This is a genomic window from Thermodesulfobacterium hydrogeniphilum (genome assembly GCF_000746255.1).
Lineage (GTDB): Bacteria > Desulfobacterota > Thermodesulfobacteria > Thermodesulfobacteriales > Thermodesulfobacteriaceae > Thermodesulfobacterium > Thermodesulfobacterium hydrogeniphilum.
Genome location: NZ_KN050826.1, coordinates 1 through 13,466, shown reverse-complemented (window position 1 = coordinate 13,466; position 13,466 = coordinate 1). Strand labels below are relative to the sequence as shown.

The 13,466-nt window shown below is 31.9% G+C and carries 17 protein-coding genes; 8 read left to right on the top strand and 9 right to left on the bottom strand.

Translation table 11 applies throughout. The features are described 5' to 3' along the window. Positions 1 to 193 precede the first annotated feature (193 nt). The 3 genes from cas2 to cas4 are packed head-to-tail and all read right to left on the bottom strand — an operon-like array spanning position 194 to position 1,971. The gene (cas2, locus tag CC87_RS08385; protein WP_038058084.1) at positions 194 to 478 is read right to left on the bottom strand and encodes a CRISPR-associated endonuclease Cas2; all 285 of its coding nucleotides are present in this window, start codon (positions 476 to 478) and stop codon (positions 194 to 196) included. Between the two features lie 4 nt (positions 479 to 482). Further along, entirely contained in the window at positions 483 to 1,451 is a 969-nt protein-coding gene (gene cas1b / locus CC87_RS08380) for a type I-B CRISPR-associated endonuclease Cas1b (RefSeq protein WP_038058083.1), read from the bottom strand. Between the two features lie 19 nt (positions 1,452 to 1,470). Continuing rightward, positions 1,471 to 1,971 carry a CRISPR-associated protein Cas4 gene (gene cas4 / locus CC87_RS08375; protein WP_038058082.1) on the bottom strand — a complete coding sequence of 167 codons (501 nt, stop codon included), beginning with the start codon at positions 1,969 to 1,971 and terminating at the stop codon, positions 1,471 to 1,473. 111 nt (positions 1,972 to 2,082) lie between these two features. Here cas4 and CC87_RS08370 point away from each other — a divergent pair, with 111 nt between their 5' ends. The 5 genes from CC87_RS08370 to cas6 are packed head-to-tail and all read left to right on the top strand — an operon-like array spanning position 2,083 to position 8,306. Continuing rightward, complete coding sequence (locus CC87_RS08370) at positions 2,083 to 3,603, top strand: hypothetical protein (protein ID WP_051920828.1); 1,521 nt, start codon at positions 2,083 to 2,085, stop codon at positions 3,601 to 3,603. Next, the gene (gene cas7i / locus CC87_RS08365) at positions 3,590 to 4,510 is read left to right on the top strand and encodes a type I-B CRISPR-associated protein Cas7/Cst2/DevR (RefSeq protein ID WP_038058080.1); all 921 of its coding nucleotides are present in this window, start codon (positions 3,590 to 3,592) and stop codon (positions 4,508 to 4,510) included. Before CC87_RS08370 ends, cas7i begins: the two co-directional genes overlap by 14 nt. A gap of 2 nt (positions 4,511 to 4,512) precedes the next feature. Next, a complete protein-coding gene (cas5, locus tag CC87_RS08360; RefSeq protein WP_051920823.1) occupies positions 4,513 to 5,160 on the top strand; it encodes a CRISPR-associated protein Cas5 in 648 nt (215 codons plus the stop codon). 16 nt (positions 5,161 to 5,176) lie between these two features. Then, on the top strand, positions 5,177 to 7,537 hold the full coding sequence (locus CC87_RS08355; RefSeq protein ID WP_051920821.1) for a CRISPR-associated helicase/endonuclease Cas3: 2,361 nt from the start codon (positions 5,177 to 5,179) through the stop codon (positions 7,535 to 7,537). A 22-nt stretch (positions 7,538 to 7,559) separates the two neighbouring features. Continuing rightward, positions 7,560 to 8,306 (top strand): CRISPR-associated endoribonuclease Cas6, encoded by a 747-nt coding sequence (gene cas6 / locus CC87_RS08350; RefSeq protein WP_038058117.1) that lies wholly within the window; start codon positions 7,560 to 7,562, stop codon positions 8,304 to 8,306. A gap of 387 nt (positions 8,307 to 8,693) precedes the next feature. Here cas6 and CC87_RS08345 read toward each other — a convergent pair whose 3' ends face one another. Together CC87_RS08345 and CC87_RS08340 are read right to left on the bottom strand one after the other, a co-directional pair. Next, positions 8,694 to 9,308: a DUF4405 domain-containing protein gene (locus CC87_RS08345; RefSeq protein WP_211248417.1), complete on the bottom strand. Its 615-nt coding sequence runs from the start codon at positions 9,306 to 9,308 to the stop codon at positions 8,694 to 8,696. A 72-nt stretch (positions 9,309 to 9,380) separates the two neighbouring features. Then, positions 9,381 to 9,590: a hypothetical protein gene (locus tag CC87_RS08340; RefSeq protein ID WP_038058079.1), complete on the bottom strand. Its 210-nt coding sequence runs from the start codon at positions 9,588 to 9,590 to the stop codon at positions 9,381 to 9,383. Between the two features lie 353 nt (positions 9,591 to 9,943). On the opposite strand from CC87_RS08340, the gene CC87_RS08335 reads away from it, so the two are divergent. Further along, the gene (locus CC87_RS08335; RefSeq protein ID WP_038058078.1) at positions 9,944 to 10,261 is read left to right on the top strand and encodes a hypothetical protein; all 318 of its coding nucleotides are present in this window, start codon (positions 9,944 to 9,946) and stop codon (positions 10,259 to 10,261) included. Positions 10,262 to 10,351: 90 nt separating this feature from the next. On the opposite strand, the gene CC87_RS09065 is transcribed toward CC87_RS08335, so the two are convergent. After that, the gene (locus CC87_RS09065; protein WP_156955608.1) at positions 10,352 to 10,507 is read right to left on the bottom strand and encodes a hypothetical protein; all 156 of its coding nucleotides are present in this window, start codon (positions 10,505 to 10,507) and stop codon (positions 10,352 to 10,354) included. A 197-nt stretch (positions 10,508 to 10,704) separates the two neighbouring features. Here CC87_RS09065 and CC87_RS08330 point away from each other — a divergent pair, with 197 nt between their 5' ends. After that, complete coding sequence (locus CC87_RS08330; protein WP_038058076.1) at positions 10,705 to 11,958, top strand: ATP-binding protein; 1,254 nt, start codon at positions 10,705 to 10,707, stop codon at positions 11,956 to 11,958. 4 nt (positions 11,959 to 11,962) lie between these two features. On the opposite strand, the gene CC87_RS08325 is transcribed toward CC87_RS08330, so the two are convergent. The 3 genes from CC87_RS08325 to CC87_RS08315 form a co-directional block, all read right to left on the bottom strand. After that, positions 11,963 to 12,352 (bottom strand): nucleotidyltransferase substrate binding protein, encoded by a 390-nt coding sequence (locus tag CC87_RS08325; RefSeq protein ID WP_051920817.1) that lies wholly within the window; start codon positions 12,350 to 12,352, stop codon positions 11,963 to 11,965. Further along, positions 12,321 to 12,635, bottom strand: a complete 315-nt coding sequence (locus tag CC87_RS08320; protein ID WP_038058075.1) for a nucleotidyltransferase domain-containing protein — start codon at positions 12,633 to 12,635, stop codon at positions 12,321 to 12,323. The genes CC87_RS08325 and CC87_RS08320 overlap by 32 nt, the downstream gene beginning before the upstream one ends. 90 nt (positions 12,636 to 12,725) lie before the next feature. Continuing rightward, entirely contained in the window at positions 12,726 to 12,992 is a 267-nt protein-coding gene (locus CC87_RS08315; RefSeq protein ID WP_281170027.1) for a transposase, read from the bottom strand. A 44-nt stretch (positions 12,993 to 13,036) separates the two neighbouring features. Between CC87_RS08315 and CC87_RS08310 the strand changes: the two genes are divergently transcribed. Beyond that, the coding region (locus CC87_RS08310; RefSeq protein ID WP_038058073.1) for a transposase at positions 13,037 to 13,466 on the top strand (430 nt) is incomplete at its 3' end.

The window sequence follows — 13,466 nt, the reverse complement described above, 5'->3', positions numbered from 1 at the left end:
GAATTTTCAATTCCTCAAAGGTAGACTGGCAAGCGTTATCAAAATATAAATTATATCTTAGTTTGGTAAAATTTCAATCCATATTTTTGCGTCAAACCTGTAGCTTGGAAAAGATTTCTACTCTTTCACTAAACTTTCAACTCTTATTCACCTGTCAAAGAACAACACTTAATATTAATTATAATATATAATATTATAATATATTGCTATCAAAATCAATCTTTTTCCTTGCAAGAATCCTTCTTTCCCACTTTATTCCATCTGGAAGTTCGTAAATTATTACGCTATCCCTTTCCTTATCAATTATTTCAAGAATTGCCCTCTCAAGCCTTGCAAGCTGAGCTACTGTTACTTCTCCTTCAAATACGGATTTCTGCACCTGATAAAGATATTTTCTTGCTATCTTACGAATTTTATTTAATCTTTTCTGATCTGCCAGCTCCACTGTTTCAATATCATACACTAAAATCACTTTCATTCCCTTACCACCACACTTTCAATGCCTTATATCGTTTTTCTCCAAGTAAGTGTTTTATCAGTTTATAAAGCTCGAGTTTGATTAAAGTTTTATACTTTACCTTTCTTTTAAGCTTACGGTGGTAAATAGTGGATTCAAGCAGTTTATCAAAGTGATAAATGAATGTCTTTCTTCCCTTCTCTGACAGATAAGCAAAGTTCACTTCTTTTAAAAAATCTGAAGGTTTAATCTGTTTTTCATTTATCAGGCGAAAAATCAATCTGTCCACTATAAGTGGTTTAAAGATTTCTGAAATGTCAAGGGCTAAAGAAAATCTTCTTTCAAAAGGTTCGTGAAGAAAACTTACTGCTGGGTGAAGCTGGGTGTGATAAATTTCTTTTAAAATAATAGTGTAAAGCATGGAATTACCAAAAGAAATTAAAGCATTTAAAGGATTTTCCGGTGGCCTAAAAGTTCTTTCTTTAAACTCCCAGTTTGTTATTTTCTCAAAAGTTGAGTAATAAATTCGCCGAGCTTTAGCTTCAACAAGCATAACCTCAGTTATTGATCTCACTTTCTTTACTTCTTTTTCACATTCTTTTAATGCTCCAATCTCCTTTTCATATTCTTTTTTCTCAAGCATTCTATGAATGTTGTGAATTGCAGAAGAAATAAATTCTTTTGCAAGGTAAAGTCTCTCTTCAAAATTTAAGTAATGCTCAACCTGTTTCACAATCACTGTGCCTGAAATATTACACTCTCTTGGATAAAAACTTCCTGTGTAGAATCCGTAATAGTTGAAAAAGTGAAGTAAGATATTGTTTTGAGAAAGGAAGTTCACAAGTTTTGTATTAAAAGTTGTTTCTCCAAAAAGATAAATCTGTTCCACCTGAGTTACGGGAATAAAGCGTTTTCCTTCAGACGTTCTAAGACAGAGTGTATTCTCTTTTCTTTCAAGTTTTCCGGAAGAAAAAATATAAAAAGTTCGCAAGATTTACCCCCCTCTTTAAAGTTTAGCTGTAGCAGAATTCGTAGTAGCTACACTTTTTACAATATGGTTTGTTTATTACTGGAGGCATAGGGGCACTTAAGATTTCGTTTATCTCCTGTCTGAAATTTTTAATTATCTCTTCGTCTTCTGAAGTAAAATCTACTTGGATTTTCTTGAAGAGCTTAGGATAGTGGATAACTCCTGAAGAGCAGTTTACTCCAAGCTCTCGCAACTTAAAGATATAATACTTAACCTGCCAGATGTGAGCCGGCTCCAATTTCCTTGATTTTTTTATTTCGTGAACAATTACTCCATCCTTTGTTTTTATAAAATCTATTTTTACATTTCCAAGCTCCACTTCTCTGTAAGTTTCCTTTTTAAATGACTCCTGATTTATTAATTTACCAAGCTCCACATAGTCAGAATACTTTTCAAAGCATATTTGATGAGAAAAAAGCCAGAGTTTCCTTTTGCACACTATGTAATAGGCAATCTGAGTTCCTGTGAAATGCTCTTTAATCATAATTAAATTTTATAAATAATAATATAATAAATAAAACTTGACAAGAAAATCAAAAATTTTTAGAATTGAACTTGAGAAGCACTTTTAAAATTAAAAAGTAATGTTACAAAAATGCAACTTGAGTTTGCTTTATATAATGATCCATGGATGAATAATGCCCTTGAAAACTTTTTCCGAATATTAAACAGTCTGGAGGCGTGCAGTGTTGAATTAACAGATGATTCGGTAAAACTTTCTATAACTAATCAGGAAGAATTTGTTAAAAGTTTAACTAAAAAAATTTTGGAAAGAAGGCAAAATTTAATAATTATTGAAAAAGATCGTAAAACTGGGCAGGTTAAAGAAGTTAAAAAAGATCACTTGTTGTTGCAAGAAGAAAAAAAGGCTAACGGTAAAGTAGTTTTTAAAGAAATCCTTTATAAACCTGAGAAAGCTTTTGAAGTAGTTTCAAAAATTTTTGAATTAAAATCTGGAAAAACCAGATGCATTTTATGTGGGCGTACTTTTGATAAAGCGGTTAAAAGCCTTCAGCAAGCGAGTTATCCTTTTGTTACTAAAATAGCAAGTTTAAGCGGAGTAAGAAGTTATAAAGATGGAAAAGTTTTAAGTTTAAAAGAATATTATGACAATTTGTGCCCTTTTTGTTACCTTATAGGAGTACTGGAGTGGACTGACGAAGCCCTGATTTATAGAACATTTCCAGGAGAAAAGTCCTTTGTGTTCATTCCTTTGTTTGAGAGTTTGAAAAAGTTAAATCGTTTTAAAAAATTTTGTGCGTATTCTGGAATTTTAAATAAAACTGCAAGATATTCTAATATAAGAGTCAACCCTACTATTGATGAAGTTGAAAATACTCCAGGAGAATATTCAACTTTACTTTGCTTTTATGAAAAATTTATAGAAAATGTTACTGAGTATTTAATAGCAACTAAGTGGGCTGTAATGCAAATTCCTTTTGGAACGGTAAAAAATGTTAAACTTAATTACATCACTATTAATGAAGGAATTTTAGGAGTAATTAAAGAATTGAAAGAAAACGAAGAAATAGGAAAAATTTATTCTGATTTAATAAAAAAAATCTACTTTTTTTCGCAAAACAAAAATGGAATAGACTGGGAAATAACCAGAGAGATTCAAGAGGCTTTGGCAAAGACTTTTTTAATTGACAATTTTAGAAGTTTTACCAAATGTTTGTTACCGAGAAAAGGAGGATACATTCCCTTTCCTTCAGAGACAAGAAAAGGTTTAGAAAAACTTATATTTAGGTGGAGGTGGCAAAAAATGGGCGTTTCCAAAGAAAATCTTGAGGTTATAAAAAGTGTGGGGAATATTATTGCTAAGGTATCACAAAATAATGCTTCTTTACTGTATAAACTGGATAAAGTGCGAACTATAAATGAATTTTGGAATGTTTTAAGAGAGGTGGCAAGGAGAATTCCTGGACTGGACAAGGAAATTTTAAGAACGATTAAGCCAAAAGCTCTGGATGAAGTAATTCAACTTGTAAAAGAAATTACAGAAAAGGAAAAAGATGGCTGGAAAGAAGTAAGAGATTTGCTTGTGGTTTATTCTGCTATGTATTATGCAATTGAGAAAATGCCAAAAGGAGGGGATAAAAATGAAGTGCATTAACATCGTTTGGCTTTCTCAAACAGATCTTACAAATTTAAATGCTGGTGAAGGAGAAGCAAATCTTATAGATATAAAAAAATATAAAAAAGAAGGCGTAGAATATCCTTATGTCTCTGGACAGGCAATGAGATATTACTTAAAAGAAGCAATCAGAAGAAATTTAAATTCTGATGAATATATGTGCGTTCCTAATGATAAAGGAGAAACCTGTGGAAGTATTAAAAATTGTATTGGATGTGACTTGTTTGGATTTATGACTACTATAAAAGGTAAAGGGGCTGTAACCAGAGTCTCTCCTGTTAAAGTTTCTCCAGCGGTAGGGTTGTTACCTTTTGAAGATAATGCAGTATTAGATTTTCTTACGAGAAGACATAGATTAACAGAAGGGGAGATGAGCGGAGATATAGTAAATGTTGAAATCGGGGTAAACCTTTATAAATGCGGAATGGTTATAGATGTGGTAAGAGTTGGAGGTGAAGAAGTAGTGGATGATAAAACTCGTACGGTAAAAATTGAGTATTATTTGAACGACGAAAAAAGAAAGAATCGTATTTGTAAAGTTCTTGAAGCTATTAGATATATTTCAGACTATTCAAAGCAGGCAAGGCTTCTTACTGACTTTACTCCAGATTTGCTTTTAATTTCTTTCCAGAATATATACTCTCATAGACTTCAGAAAGCTTTTAGTGTAAATGAAGGTGTTTTAGATGTGGATAGGCTTTCTGCAGTAATCAAGGATGTAAAAGAGTATAGCTCAAAATTAATTGCTGGAATTTTACCAGGCATTATCAAAAATGAAAAAGAAGTTGTAGAAAAATTTAAAGAGCTTGGAATTGAGATTAAAACCACAAATGAGGCTATGGGCGAGGTTATAAATTTTCTTAAGGAGCAAAATTTAGGTAGTTAAAAATGCTTGGAGTTAAATTTAGAATTGAGGGATTGTATTTTACTACATTTAGAAAACCTACCTCTACTTCTCTTATTTTAAGTTATGTTATTCCTCCATACACAACTATAAGAGGATTAATTTCAAATGCTCTTGGACTGGCGAGAGACGACTTAAGGATTCAGGAATGGTTTAAAATCGGAATTAAACCTTTAGGATTTGAAAAGTGTAGAGAGATGGCAAAAGTTTTAAAATTGAAAGGAAGTGGGGAAAAATATCAGAGGATATTTCCTTCTTCACCTATGTTTAAAGAATTTTTGGTAGAACCGAGATATGAGATTTTTTTAGTTGGGGAGGAAAAGAAAATTAAAAGAGTGTATTCAGCCTTTTTAAATCCTAAGAGACCTTTATATCTTGGAAGTTCGGATGATTTAGTGGATATAAAAGTATTTGAACCTGTAGAGGTTAAAAAAGTAGAGACGGACGAAGTATGGAGTGTAGTCCCTGGAATTTACGAAGGCTGTATTATAGAAAAAGTGCCTTATAAGTTTGTAAAAAGCGGCAGGTTATTTAGTGTGGAGTATAAAACTGTTTCTGTGCCTGTAAGAAATGAGATAAAAGGAAAATTTAATGTTATAAAATTTTATGATGAAAACATCGTAGTAATATAAAACTTTAAAATGTTAAATGAAACCCATAGCCAAACTTCAGATTAAAAATGGAGAGAAATATTTTCAAACTCTGGAAGGGCATACTAAGGACGCTTTAAAAATACTTAAAACTTATATTCAGCGGGACTACGAGACAATTTTTCAATTTTGTGAAAGATGGAATCTTAATTTAGAAAAATTTTTAAAAAATCTCTTTTTAACAGTTTATCTTCACGATATTGGAAAACTAACTAAAGAATTTCAGGAAAACATAAGGCAAAATAAACAATCTCAGCACTATCCTCATGCTTATTATGGATTTTTTCTACTTCGTAATTCTTTTAACGATACAATCCTTGACATCCCTATAGAGCTTGCAGCAATTCTTGGACATCATACACAACTTTACGATGGATTGTACGAAGACTCAAATCAAATTAAATCACCTACTTTTTTAAAAAATGAGATTTATGAGTTTGCAGAAAAATCAATAAATACTTATCAAGAACTTGGATTTAAAAACTTTTTCAAATTTGAAGGATTTGCAATTGCCGAGATCCCTGAATTTCGTACAACTAAAGCAAGAAGAATGAGAAATTCGTTTGTTTTTGAAATTAATGATACTGTGAATAGTTACAAAAATTGGGAAAGAATAAAATCCATTTTTTCCTATTTCTTTGCTATACTTCAAATATGTGACGATTATGCGAGTGCTCATTTTTCAAAGTTCGTAGAAAATTACGAAGGAGAACAAAGAATCTTTGATAGCGTTCTTGAGAATCCTGAAGAATATGTGCCAGTTTTAAAAATTGATGATCCTATCAAAACAATTTTAAGAGGTAAAAAATTTTATCAATTTCAAAAAGAAATGTTAGAGCCTTCCAAATTTATGACACTTTTTGCTCCATGTGGTAGGGGGAAAACTGAAGCTGCTTTATTATGGGCTTTAAATGTACTTAAAAAACATAAGAGAAATAAAATTGTTTTTGCAATGCCTACTCAAACTACGAGTAATGCTATGTATGATAGACTTAAAGAAATTTTTGGGGAGAAAAATGTTAGTCTTTATCACGGAAGAAGTTTTGTTAAGTTAAAAGAAGAAAAAAGAGAATCACAAGAAGAATTTGAGGAAGAAAAAAGTGTAGAAGAGATAAGAAGTGAAGTATTTAAAGGAAATGTATTTTTTAAACCGATCACTATTACTACAGTTGATCATTTAGTATATTCATTTGTCAAAGGATTTAGTCAGGCTGATTTTGCTCTCGGAAATCTACAGAATGCTGTTATTATTTTTGACGAAGTGCACTACTACGAAAAGTTAACCTTGGAACACTTATTAACTTTATTTAACACTTTAACTAAAATGGACATCCCTCACTTGTTAATGTCCGGAACTTTGCCAGATTTTATGCTAAAAAAATTAGGGAATCGTTATAAGTATATTGTTGACAAAGAAGGGCTTAATTTTAAGCCTTTTAGGCTTGATTTTTATGAAAAATCTATATTTCAAAATGATGTTATAAAGGAAATCGTGCAAAATTGCCAAAAAGGGCTAACTCAATTTATTATTTTAAACACTGTTGAAAGTGCTAAGAAAATGTACCTGAATTTAAAAGAAAAACTTCAAAATTTTGAAAATGATCCTAAACTTGTGCTTTATCATTCTCAATTTACATATAAGGACAGGATTAAAAAAGAGGAAGAAATCTATAGAAAACTTAAAGAGAAACCGTTTGTTTTAATTGCTACGCAGGTTATTGAAATTTCCTTGGATATTTCTTGTGATGTTATGTATTCAGAACTTGCTCCCCCAGATGCCCTTGGACAAAGGGCTGGTAGGCTAAATCGCAAAGGTAAAGAGTGGAAAAATGAAATTGAGCATGTGTTAAAAATTTATCTTCCAGAAAAGCATTTACCTTACGACCAAACTTTATTTGAAAAAACAAAGTCAGTCGTAAAAGATTATCAAAAACCATTAGGTTATCAAGAAGTTAAAGAATTTTGTGATAAAGTTTATACAGATTACTTGCTGGATATTCCAACTAATTTATTATCCTTTTTTAGGGAATGCACAATTTTTGGGTATAATTGGAAAGACATAACATTTGACGGAGAGGAAGGACGAATTTTTAAGGTTAGAGATGAAAAAATTCAGCACATTGATGTTCTCCCAGAGTGTATTTATGAAAAAGAAGATGAAGGAGGTTTTAAAGTAGAAAATTTGGTAAAAATTCCCTTGTACTATCTCCTGGAAGACTTGAAAAAAGGATTGGGGTATTTTTATCAAAAAGAAGTTAAAAAAGGAGGGAAGTCAAAAACTTATTGGATCTGTCGGTATCCGTATACTTACGAACTTGGATTTGACTTTTCTGAGCAAACTGATTTTAATTTTTTGTAAATTTTTTGTAAAAATAAAGCCTATGCGTTTAAAGATTAAGTTCGCTACAGAAGAAAAGGAACTTCGCCTCCCTATCCACTATAACGAAATTATTCAGGGGTTTATTTATAAACATTTATCGCCTTCTCTTGCTGAAAAACTCCATAATCAGGGATTTGTAGATCCAGAAACCGGGAAAAATTTTAAATTTTTTACTTTTTCCAGACTTATTCCGGAAACCAAACCCATTGTTCAGAAAAACTTTATTATATTTAAATCCCCTGTGAATTTTATAGTTGCCTCCATAGATAAAAATTTCATTCAATCTTTTGTAGAAAACTTATTAACTCATCCCCATCTTTACATACAGAATCAAAAAATTGTGCTTATTTCTGCAGAAATTCTTTCTTTACCTCTGTATAAAAAAACAATTCGGGTAAGAACACTCTCTCCAATTACTGTTTATACTACTTTTAATACTCAAGATGGAAAAAAGAAAACCTATTATTATCATCCAAAAGAAGAGGAATTTTCAAAAAAGTTGCTAAGTAATTTAAAAAACAAAGTAAAAGTGTGGTTTGGAAAAGAAATAAATGGAGGAGAAATAAAACTTATCAAATTAACCCCTCCCAGGGAACGGGTGGTAATTTACAAAGATACCATTATAAAAGGCTGGGATGGAGTTTTTGAATTAAGTTTGCCTGAAGAGATGTTTAAAATGGCTCTTTTAACCGGGCTTGGAGCCAAAAATAGTGCAGGCTTTGGTTGTGTGGAATTTATTCGTTCTTAGCTACAAATCCTTTAGTAGTAAGGATAGGCACCACAGGGAATTTGTGTTTGAAATGCGGGAGCCTCAGAGAATAACAGAGCCTTACTTTATAGCTTTTATTTTTCATCCTGAGGACGAGGGCTTTAAACCAAAGTATTTTGTTTTGGAGAAACATGTTGAGATTTTTTAAGATAGTCCTAAAGCAGTGCTCTGCGAATGGACAGAAGACGAGATATATCGGAATTACATGGGAATAAAGATTGAGGAGATAACAATAAAGGATTTTCTTTAGCAGATGCTGGGTTTGACGGATAAAATCTTGAAGAGATTTTTTGAAAAGAGTTTATTGAAAAAGAGATTGAAAAGGAGTATCTTAAAAAATTTCACGGGTTATACTTTTTAGTATAACTAATATTTCTTTGATATTCCTGAAAGAATTTCGTAGATCCTTGCTGGGGTAGTGTTGTTCTTTGCTGCAATATCTTTAAGGATCTCATCTGGAGATTCAACCTTTATTCCTTTTGACTCAAGAACACCAATTGCTTTTTGGGGAGACAATCCAATTATCTGGGCAACTTTCTTAAGAGAAAATAGCTCTGCATGGGGTGCTGGTGGCATAGTTTCTGGTTTGGGCCAGCTATTCTTTATCCTCTCTCCGATGTCCATAACCGTTTTAAAAGGAGAAACGTTGGCGATAATTCCGATAGTAATAGTAAGAGCAACAATGGTTGTTATAAAAAATTCCTTTGAGGTGATGATTCCAGCTCTTCCTTTCAGATAATTAACGATGTTCTTCCAGTTTAGGATGACGTGCCAGATACCAAAGAAGATCATTAGGAACCCAAAGATCGTGTGAAGACTATCCCACTGATCCTTGTCCAGTCCCAGAAATCTCCAGCCAGTCCAGTAGGCAACCCTTCCATGGGGCATGACGTAGAGAACGATCCCGCTGATCGTCATTGCTATAAGAGCGTAGAGTAGAAACAGGCTAACATATTTTCGTACCATCATTTCCTCCTTCATAGTATCTTTTGATTTAATATTTCAAGTCTTGAAGTCACTTCAACTGTTCTGCTGTCTGTTTGAACATCTTGATTATGTCTTTTTAACCGAAGCTTCACTAACAAGATCCTCAAGAGTAATTTCTTCTACATTTTTACCAGCTATCACTTCTTCCATAGCCTGACGGGTAGTTTTATTAGGTCTATATTCTTTTAAAACTTTCTGAGCCTTTTCCTTAAAAGCTCGTGCAAGATAAACATTTGTTCTAACTTTTTCAACTTTTTTAGGAGTAGGTCTTCTCATAAAAATTACCTCCTTTTACAGGAAAATAACACATCAAAAAAGAAAATCAATGAAAAATAAATTTTGAAAAATTATGCAAGAGAACTTAAATCTTTCCTCTTTCTAACAGAGTAAATTTTAAGCCTCGTTTTTTCTTTTGGAGAAAAATACTCCAGAAGAAGGTCCTCCCCATGTTTTTTGTGAATACACACAAAGCTGGTTACATGTGAACTATAATTCTATAAAAATTAAAAAACTAACAATAAAAAATTTTTGTAAAGGAATAAAACAACTTTTAGAGACAGGGTTAGTATTGCTATAAAAATTTAGGTTAAATATAAGCTTATAAAGCCGGATAAGGGAATTTAATAATTATGATAGAGAGACAAAAAATTTTGTTATTTATCAAACAGCTAAAAGAATTAGAGAAATTTTCTAATTATTACGAATTTGTGCATAAAATTTTGCCAAAATTTTTCTTTGTAAGCTGTGAGTATTTTAGGAAAGCTTTAAAGACTTCTAACTGCCCTTTAGAGCTTATGTTAACATGGCTTTATCAAATTTTTAGAGAGAAGTTTGGAGAATTTATGTCACCTCTTGTTTGGTTTGGGGATGTAATAGAGAAAAAGATAGGGTTTGTATTTAAAATGCGTGAACCCCAGAGAATAACAGAGCCTTACTTGAGAGTGTAAATAGCAAATTTAGGAAAGCAACAGCAGAAGATATATAGCAGCTATGGAGCTGGAACGTAAATGGACCAAGATTAAGGATTGGCCACATATCTACAGCCAGATAGTGATTTTATTTGAAGATAGGCTATAATAAAATTTACACAAATGGATGGACAGTCCCGTTAAAGCCTCATAAGAAGTAGAATTTTGAGCTTCTTTGATAAGTTTTTCAAATTCAGCATTTAAATCAATATCTTTTACTTCCATTTCTTTAACCTCCTCCTTACTCTCTTATTTCTCTATACTATCATAAATCAGACCAATTTAAATAATACTTCCAATCCAACTACATCTTACTGCTTCTAAACTTCTTCCGCAGGAAATAGGAATAGCGTGAAATAGAAAAAAGTAAATTTGTAAGATTAACACTTGACAATTTGCTTTTTTGAAATATCATTCAAGTTATGAATGAAAATTATTCAGATTCTGAATGGAAATACAAAAAGAGAGTTCTCAAGGAAGTTATAGCTCAGGTTTTAAAAGATTTTCCTGTTGTAGTATTAAGTGGTGCAAGGCAGGTAGGTAAAAGCACTTTCCTCCAGGAAGAATTCCCAGAGTTTAAATATCTTTCTATGGATGATTTTTCAGTTCTTGAGCAAGCTAAAATAGATCATATCTCTCTCTGGAAAGATGTTGATAAAGTAATAATTGACGAAGCTCAAAAAGTGCCAGAAATCTTTTCAGCAGTAAAACTTACCGTTGACAGGACACGCCGAAAGAAAAAATTTATTCTTTCAGGCTCATCTGATCTTCTTCTTATGAAAAACATCACTGAATCCTTAGCAGGAAGAGCTATTTATCTGGAAATGTATCCTTTGACTATAGGGGAAATTATAGAAAATTTTACAAACTTTTTGAATTTCAAAACTCTTTTTGAAGAAAATCTTGAACTAAACCAGCTGAAACAACCACTATTTATTCCAAAACCAATAGAATATTACTTAATAAAAGGATTCATGCCACCACTTCTTTATGTGGAAAGTCTTCAAAGTGCTATTTTATGGTGGAAAAGCTATGTTAAAACTTATCTTGAAAGAGATTTAAGAGATTTTGCGCGGATAGAATCTCTAATAGATTTTCGCAAGGTAATGAGCTCTCTTGCTTTTAGATGTGCAAATCAGATAAATCAGACAGAAATTGCCAGAGACACAGGTATAAGCCAACCCACGGTTTATCGGTATTTAAATTTGCTTGAAATAACCAGTATAATAAGAAGAATCTTTCCTTATTTTCCTGCAAAGGCAAAAAGGATAATTAAAACTCCAAAAGTTTTTTTTATTGATCCGGCTTTAGCAGTATATTTAACCGGTTATAGTGAAGAAAAAATGCTCCAAAAAGCCAGAGAAAAAGGAGCCTTTTTTGAAAATCTTGTCTTTCTACATTTAAAAGTAAATTGTGCAATTTCACTTCCAAAAGCAGAACTTTATTTTTATAGGGATACAACTGGGTTAGAAGTGGACTTTGTAGTAGAAAAAGGAACTAAAATTGTTGCTTTTGAGGCAAAACTTACAAACTCTCCTTCTTTAAGAGATGTTAAAAATCTTTTAAAGTTTCTTGAAAAGTTTCCTGAAACTTTAAGAAGTGTGGTAATTCATGCTGGAGAAGAGATAAAATGGCTTCACAGCAAAATTTTAGCTCTCCCCTGGTGGTATTTGTAGGTGTTTACACTCTTTCTTTAAGCATCTTTAAAGTTTTTTCTAACCCCGGGGTATAGATTTTCTTTATGCGTTTAAAAATTTCTTCAGCAGTGACTTCGTCGTAGATGTGAGAAGTTAAGTTTCTGTCTTCAAGCATGTCAAGAAAAATTTCATCATCATCTATCAGCCCTGCTCTGAAAGCTTCTTTTATTGCACTTCTCGGAGATCTTGTCTCAATCCCTTTATACTGAAGAATGATTTTTAGGGTTTTCCAAAAAAGTTCAAAAGTAAACTCAAATCTTTGAATTACTCCGTCTTTTTCTATCTCAGTTTTTGCAATTTTTACTCCTTCTTTTAATTTTTCTAAAGCCTTTTCAAACTTTTCAATTGCCAGAAGGACTTCTACCTTTTTCATAAATTACTCTTCCTGTTTGTAAAACTATACTTTTAAAATCCGGATTGACTTTTTTTAGAAATATTATATCCACACTATAAATTCCTGCAAGTTGATCCAGATTTTCTTTAATTTTTCTAAATTCTCTAAAACTAACTTCTCTTCCTCCTTCTATAGCCAGATCTATGTCTGAAAAAGGTTTTTCTAAATTTCCTGCCCTTGAGCCAAAAAGAATAATTCTCTCAGGTTCAAGAGTTTTTACAAGAAAATCTACAATTTTCTCAATTCGTTCTTTAACTTTCATCCTAAGTATAATAACACACTTTTTTAATTAACCAAAGATTTTTCATAATGCTCGAGAGCTGAGGTTGTGTCAATAATTTTGTGTAAGTCATTAAGAGTACCTCCTGAGGAACATTTCGTCAAGACTGGTATCCCTTCTTTTGTAAGGTTCAATTAACTTAGTTTTAAAGTTTCCTTCTCTATCTTTTGGGATTTTAAGATCTTCAAGTTTCCCCAAGAGTGTATCGAAATTTCTTGTATAGAATCCGTTCTTTATTCCTCCATTTTCTTTTAAAAACATTTCTCTTTCCGCAATCATTATAATTTCCAAAGTTTGTTTTACTACTTCCTTGGAAGTATTATTTAAATTGTGTCTAATTTATGATAGTATAGAGAAATAAGAAAGTAAGGAGGTTAAAGGAAATGGAAGTAAAAGAGATTGATTTAAATGCTGAATTTGAAAAACTTATCAGAGAAGCTCAAAATTCTACTTCTTATGAGGCTTTAACCTTCGTCGCTGAACAACTTCTCAATCTCCTTATGCTTAAACAAAGAGAACTATTTCTTAAACAACAAAAAGAACAAAATCCTAAAAACAAAGCTAATGGTTTTTACGAAAGAGAATTAGCTTGCCTTTTCGGTCTACTTAATCTAAACATCCCCCGAGATAGAGAGTGTCTCTTTCGCCCCTCTATCTTACCTGATAAATGGAAAAAAGCTGATCCTAAATTCAACGAATTTCTCCTTAATCTCGTCTTCAATTCCTATTCCCCTAATCAAATTAAATCTCTTCTCCACAAAATTAATCTCCCTTACTCCCCTGAAGAAATTGATAAGCTTAAAAATCATCTCT

What these genes read in the sequence shown, in the direction of transcription:
- cas2 (WP_038058084.1), bottom strand. Translation starts at nt 478, where the DNA reads ATGAAAGTGATTTTAGTGTATGATATTGAAACAGTGGAGCTGGCAGAT.
- cas4 (WP_038058082.1), bottom strand. Translation starts at nt 1,971, where the DNA reads ATGATTAAAGAGCATTTCACAGGAACTCAGATTGCCTATTACATAGTG.
- CC87_RS08370 (WP_051920828.1), top strand. Translation starts at nt 2,083, where the DNA reads ATGCAACTTGAGTTTGCTTTATATAATGATCCATGGATGAATAATGCC.
- cas7i (WP_038058080.1), top strand. Translation starts at nt 3,590, where the DNA reads ATGAAGTGCATTAACATCGTTTGGCTTTCTCAAACAGATCTTACAAAT.
- cas5 (WP_051920823.1), top strand. Translation starts at nt 4,513, where the DNA reads ATGCTTGGAGTTAAATTTAGAATTGAGGGATTGTATTTTACTACATTT.
- CC87_RS08355 (WP_051920821.1), top strand. Translation starts at nt 5,177, where the DNA reads ATGAAACCCATAGCCAAACTTCAGATTAAAAATGGAGAGAAATATTTT.
- cas6 (WP_038058117.1), top strand. Translation starts at nt 7,560, where the DNA reads ATGCGTTTAAAGATTAAGTTCGCTACAGAAGAAAAGGAACTTCGCCTC.
- CC87_RS08345 (WP_211248417.1), bottom strand. Translation starts at nt 9,308, where the DNA reads ATGAAGGAGGAAATGATGGTACGAAAATATGTTAGCCTGTTTCTACTC.
- CC87_RS08340 (WP_038058079.1), bottom strand. Translation starts at nt 9,590, where the DNA reads ATGAGAAGACCTACTCCTAAAAAAGTTGAAAAAGTTAGAACAAATGTT.
- CC87_RS08335 (WP_038058078.1), top strand. Translation starts at nt 9,944, where the DNA reads ATGATAGAGAGACAAAAAATTTTGTTATTTATCAAACAGCTAAAAGAA.
- CC87_RS09065 (WP_156955608.1), bottom strand. Translation starts at nt 10,507, where the DNA reads ATGGAAGTAAAAGATATTGATTTAAATGCTGAATTTGAAAAACTTATC.
- CC87_RS08330 (WP_038058076.1), top strand. Translation starts at nt 10,705, where the DNA reads ATGAATGAAAATTATTCAGATTCTGAATGGAAATACAAAAAGAGAGTT.
- CC87_RS08325 (WP_051920817.1), bottom strand. Translation starts at nt 12,352, where the DNA reads ATGAAAAAGGTAGAAGTCCTTCTGGCAATTGAAAAGTTTGAAAAGGCT.
- CC87_RS08320 (WP_038058075.1), bottom strand. Translation starts at nt 12,635, where the DNA reads ATGAAAGTTAAAGAACGAATTGAGAAAATTGTAGATTTTCTTGTAAAA.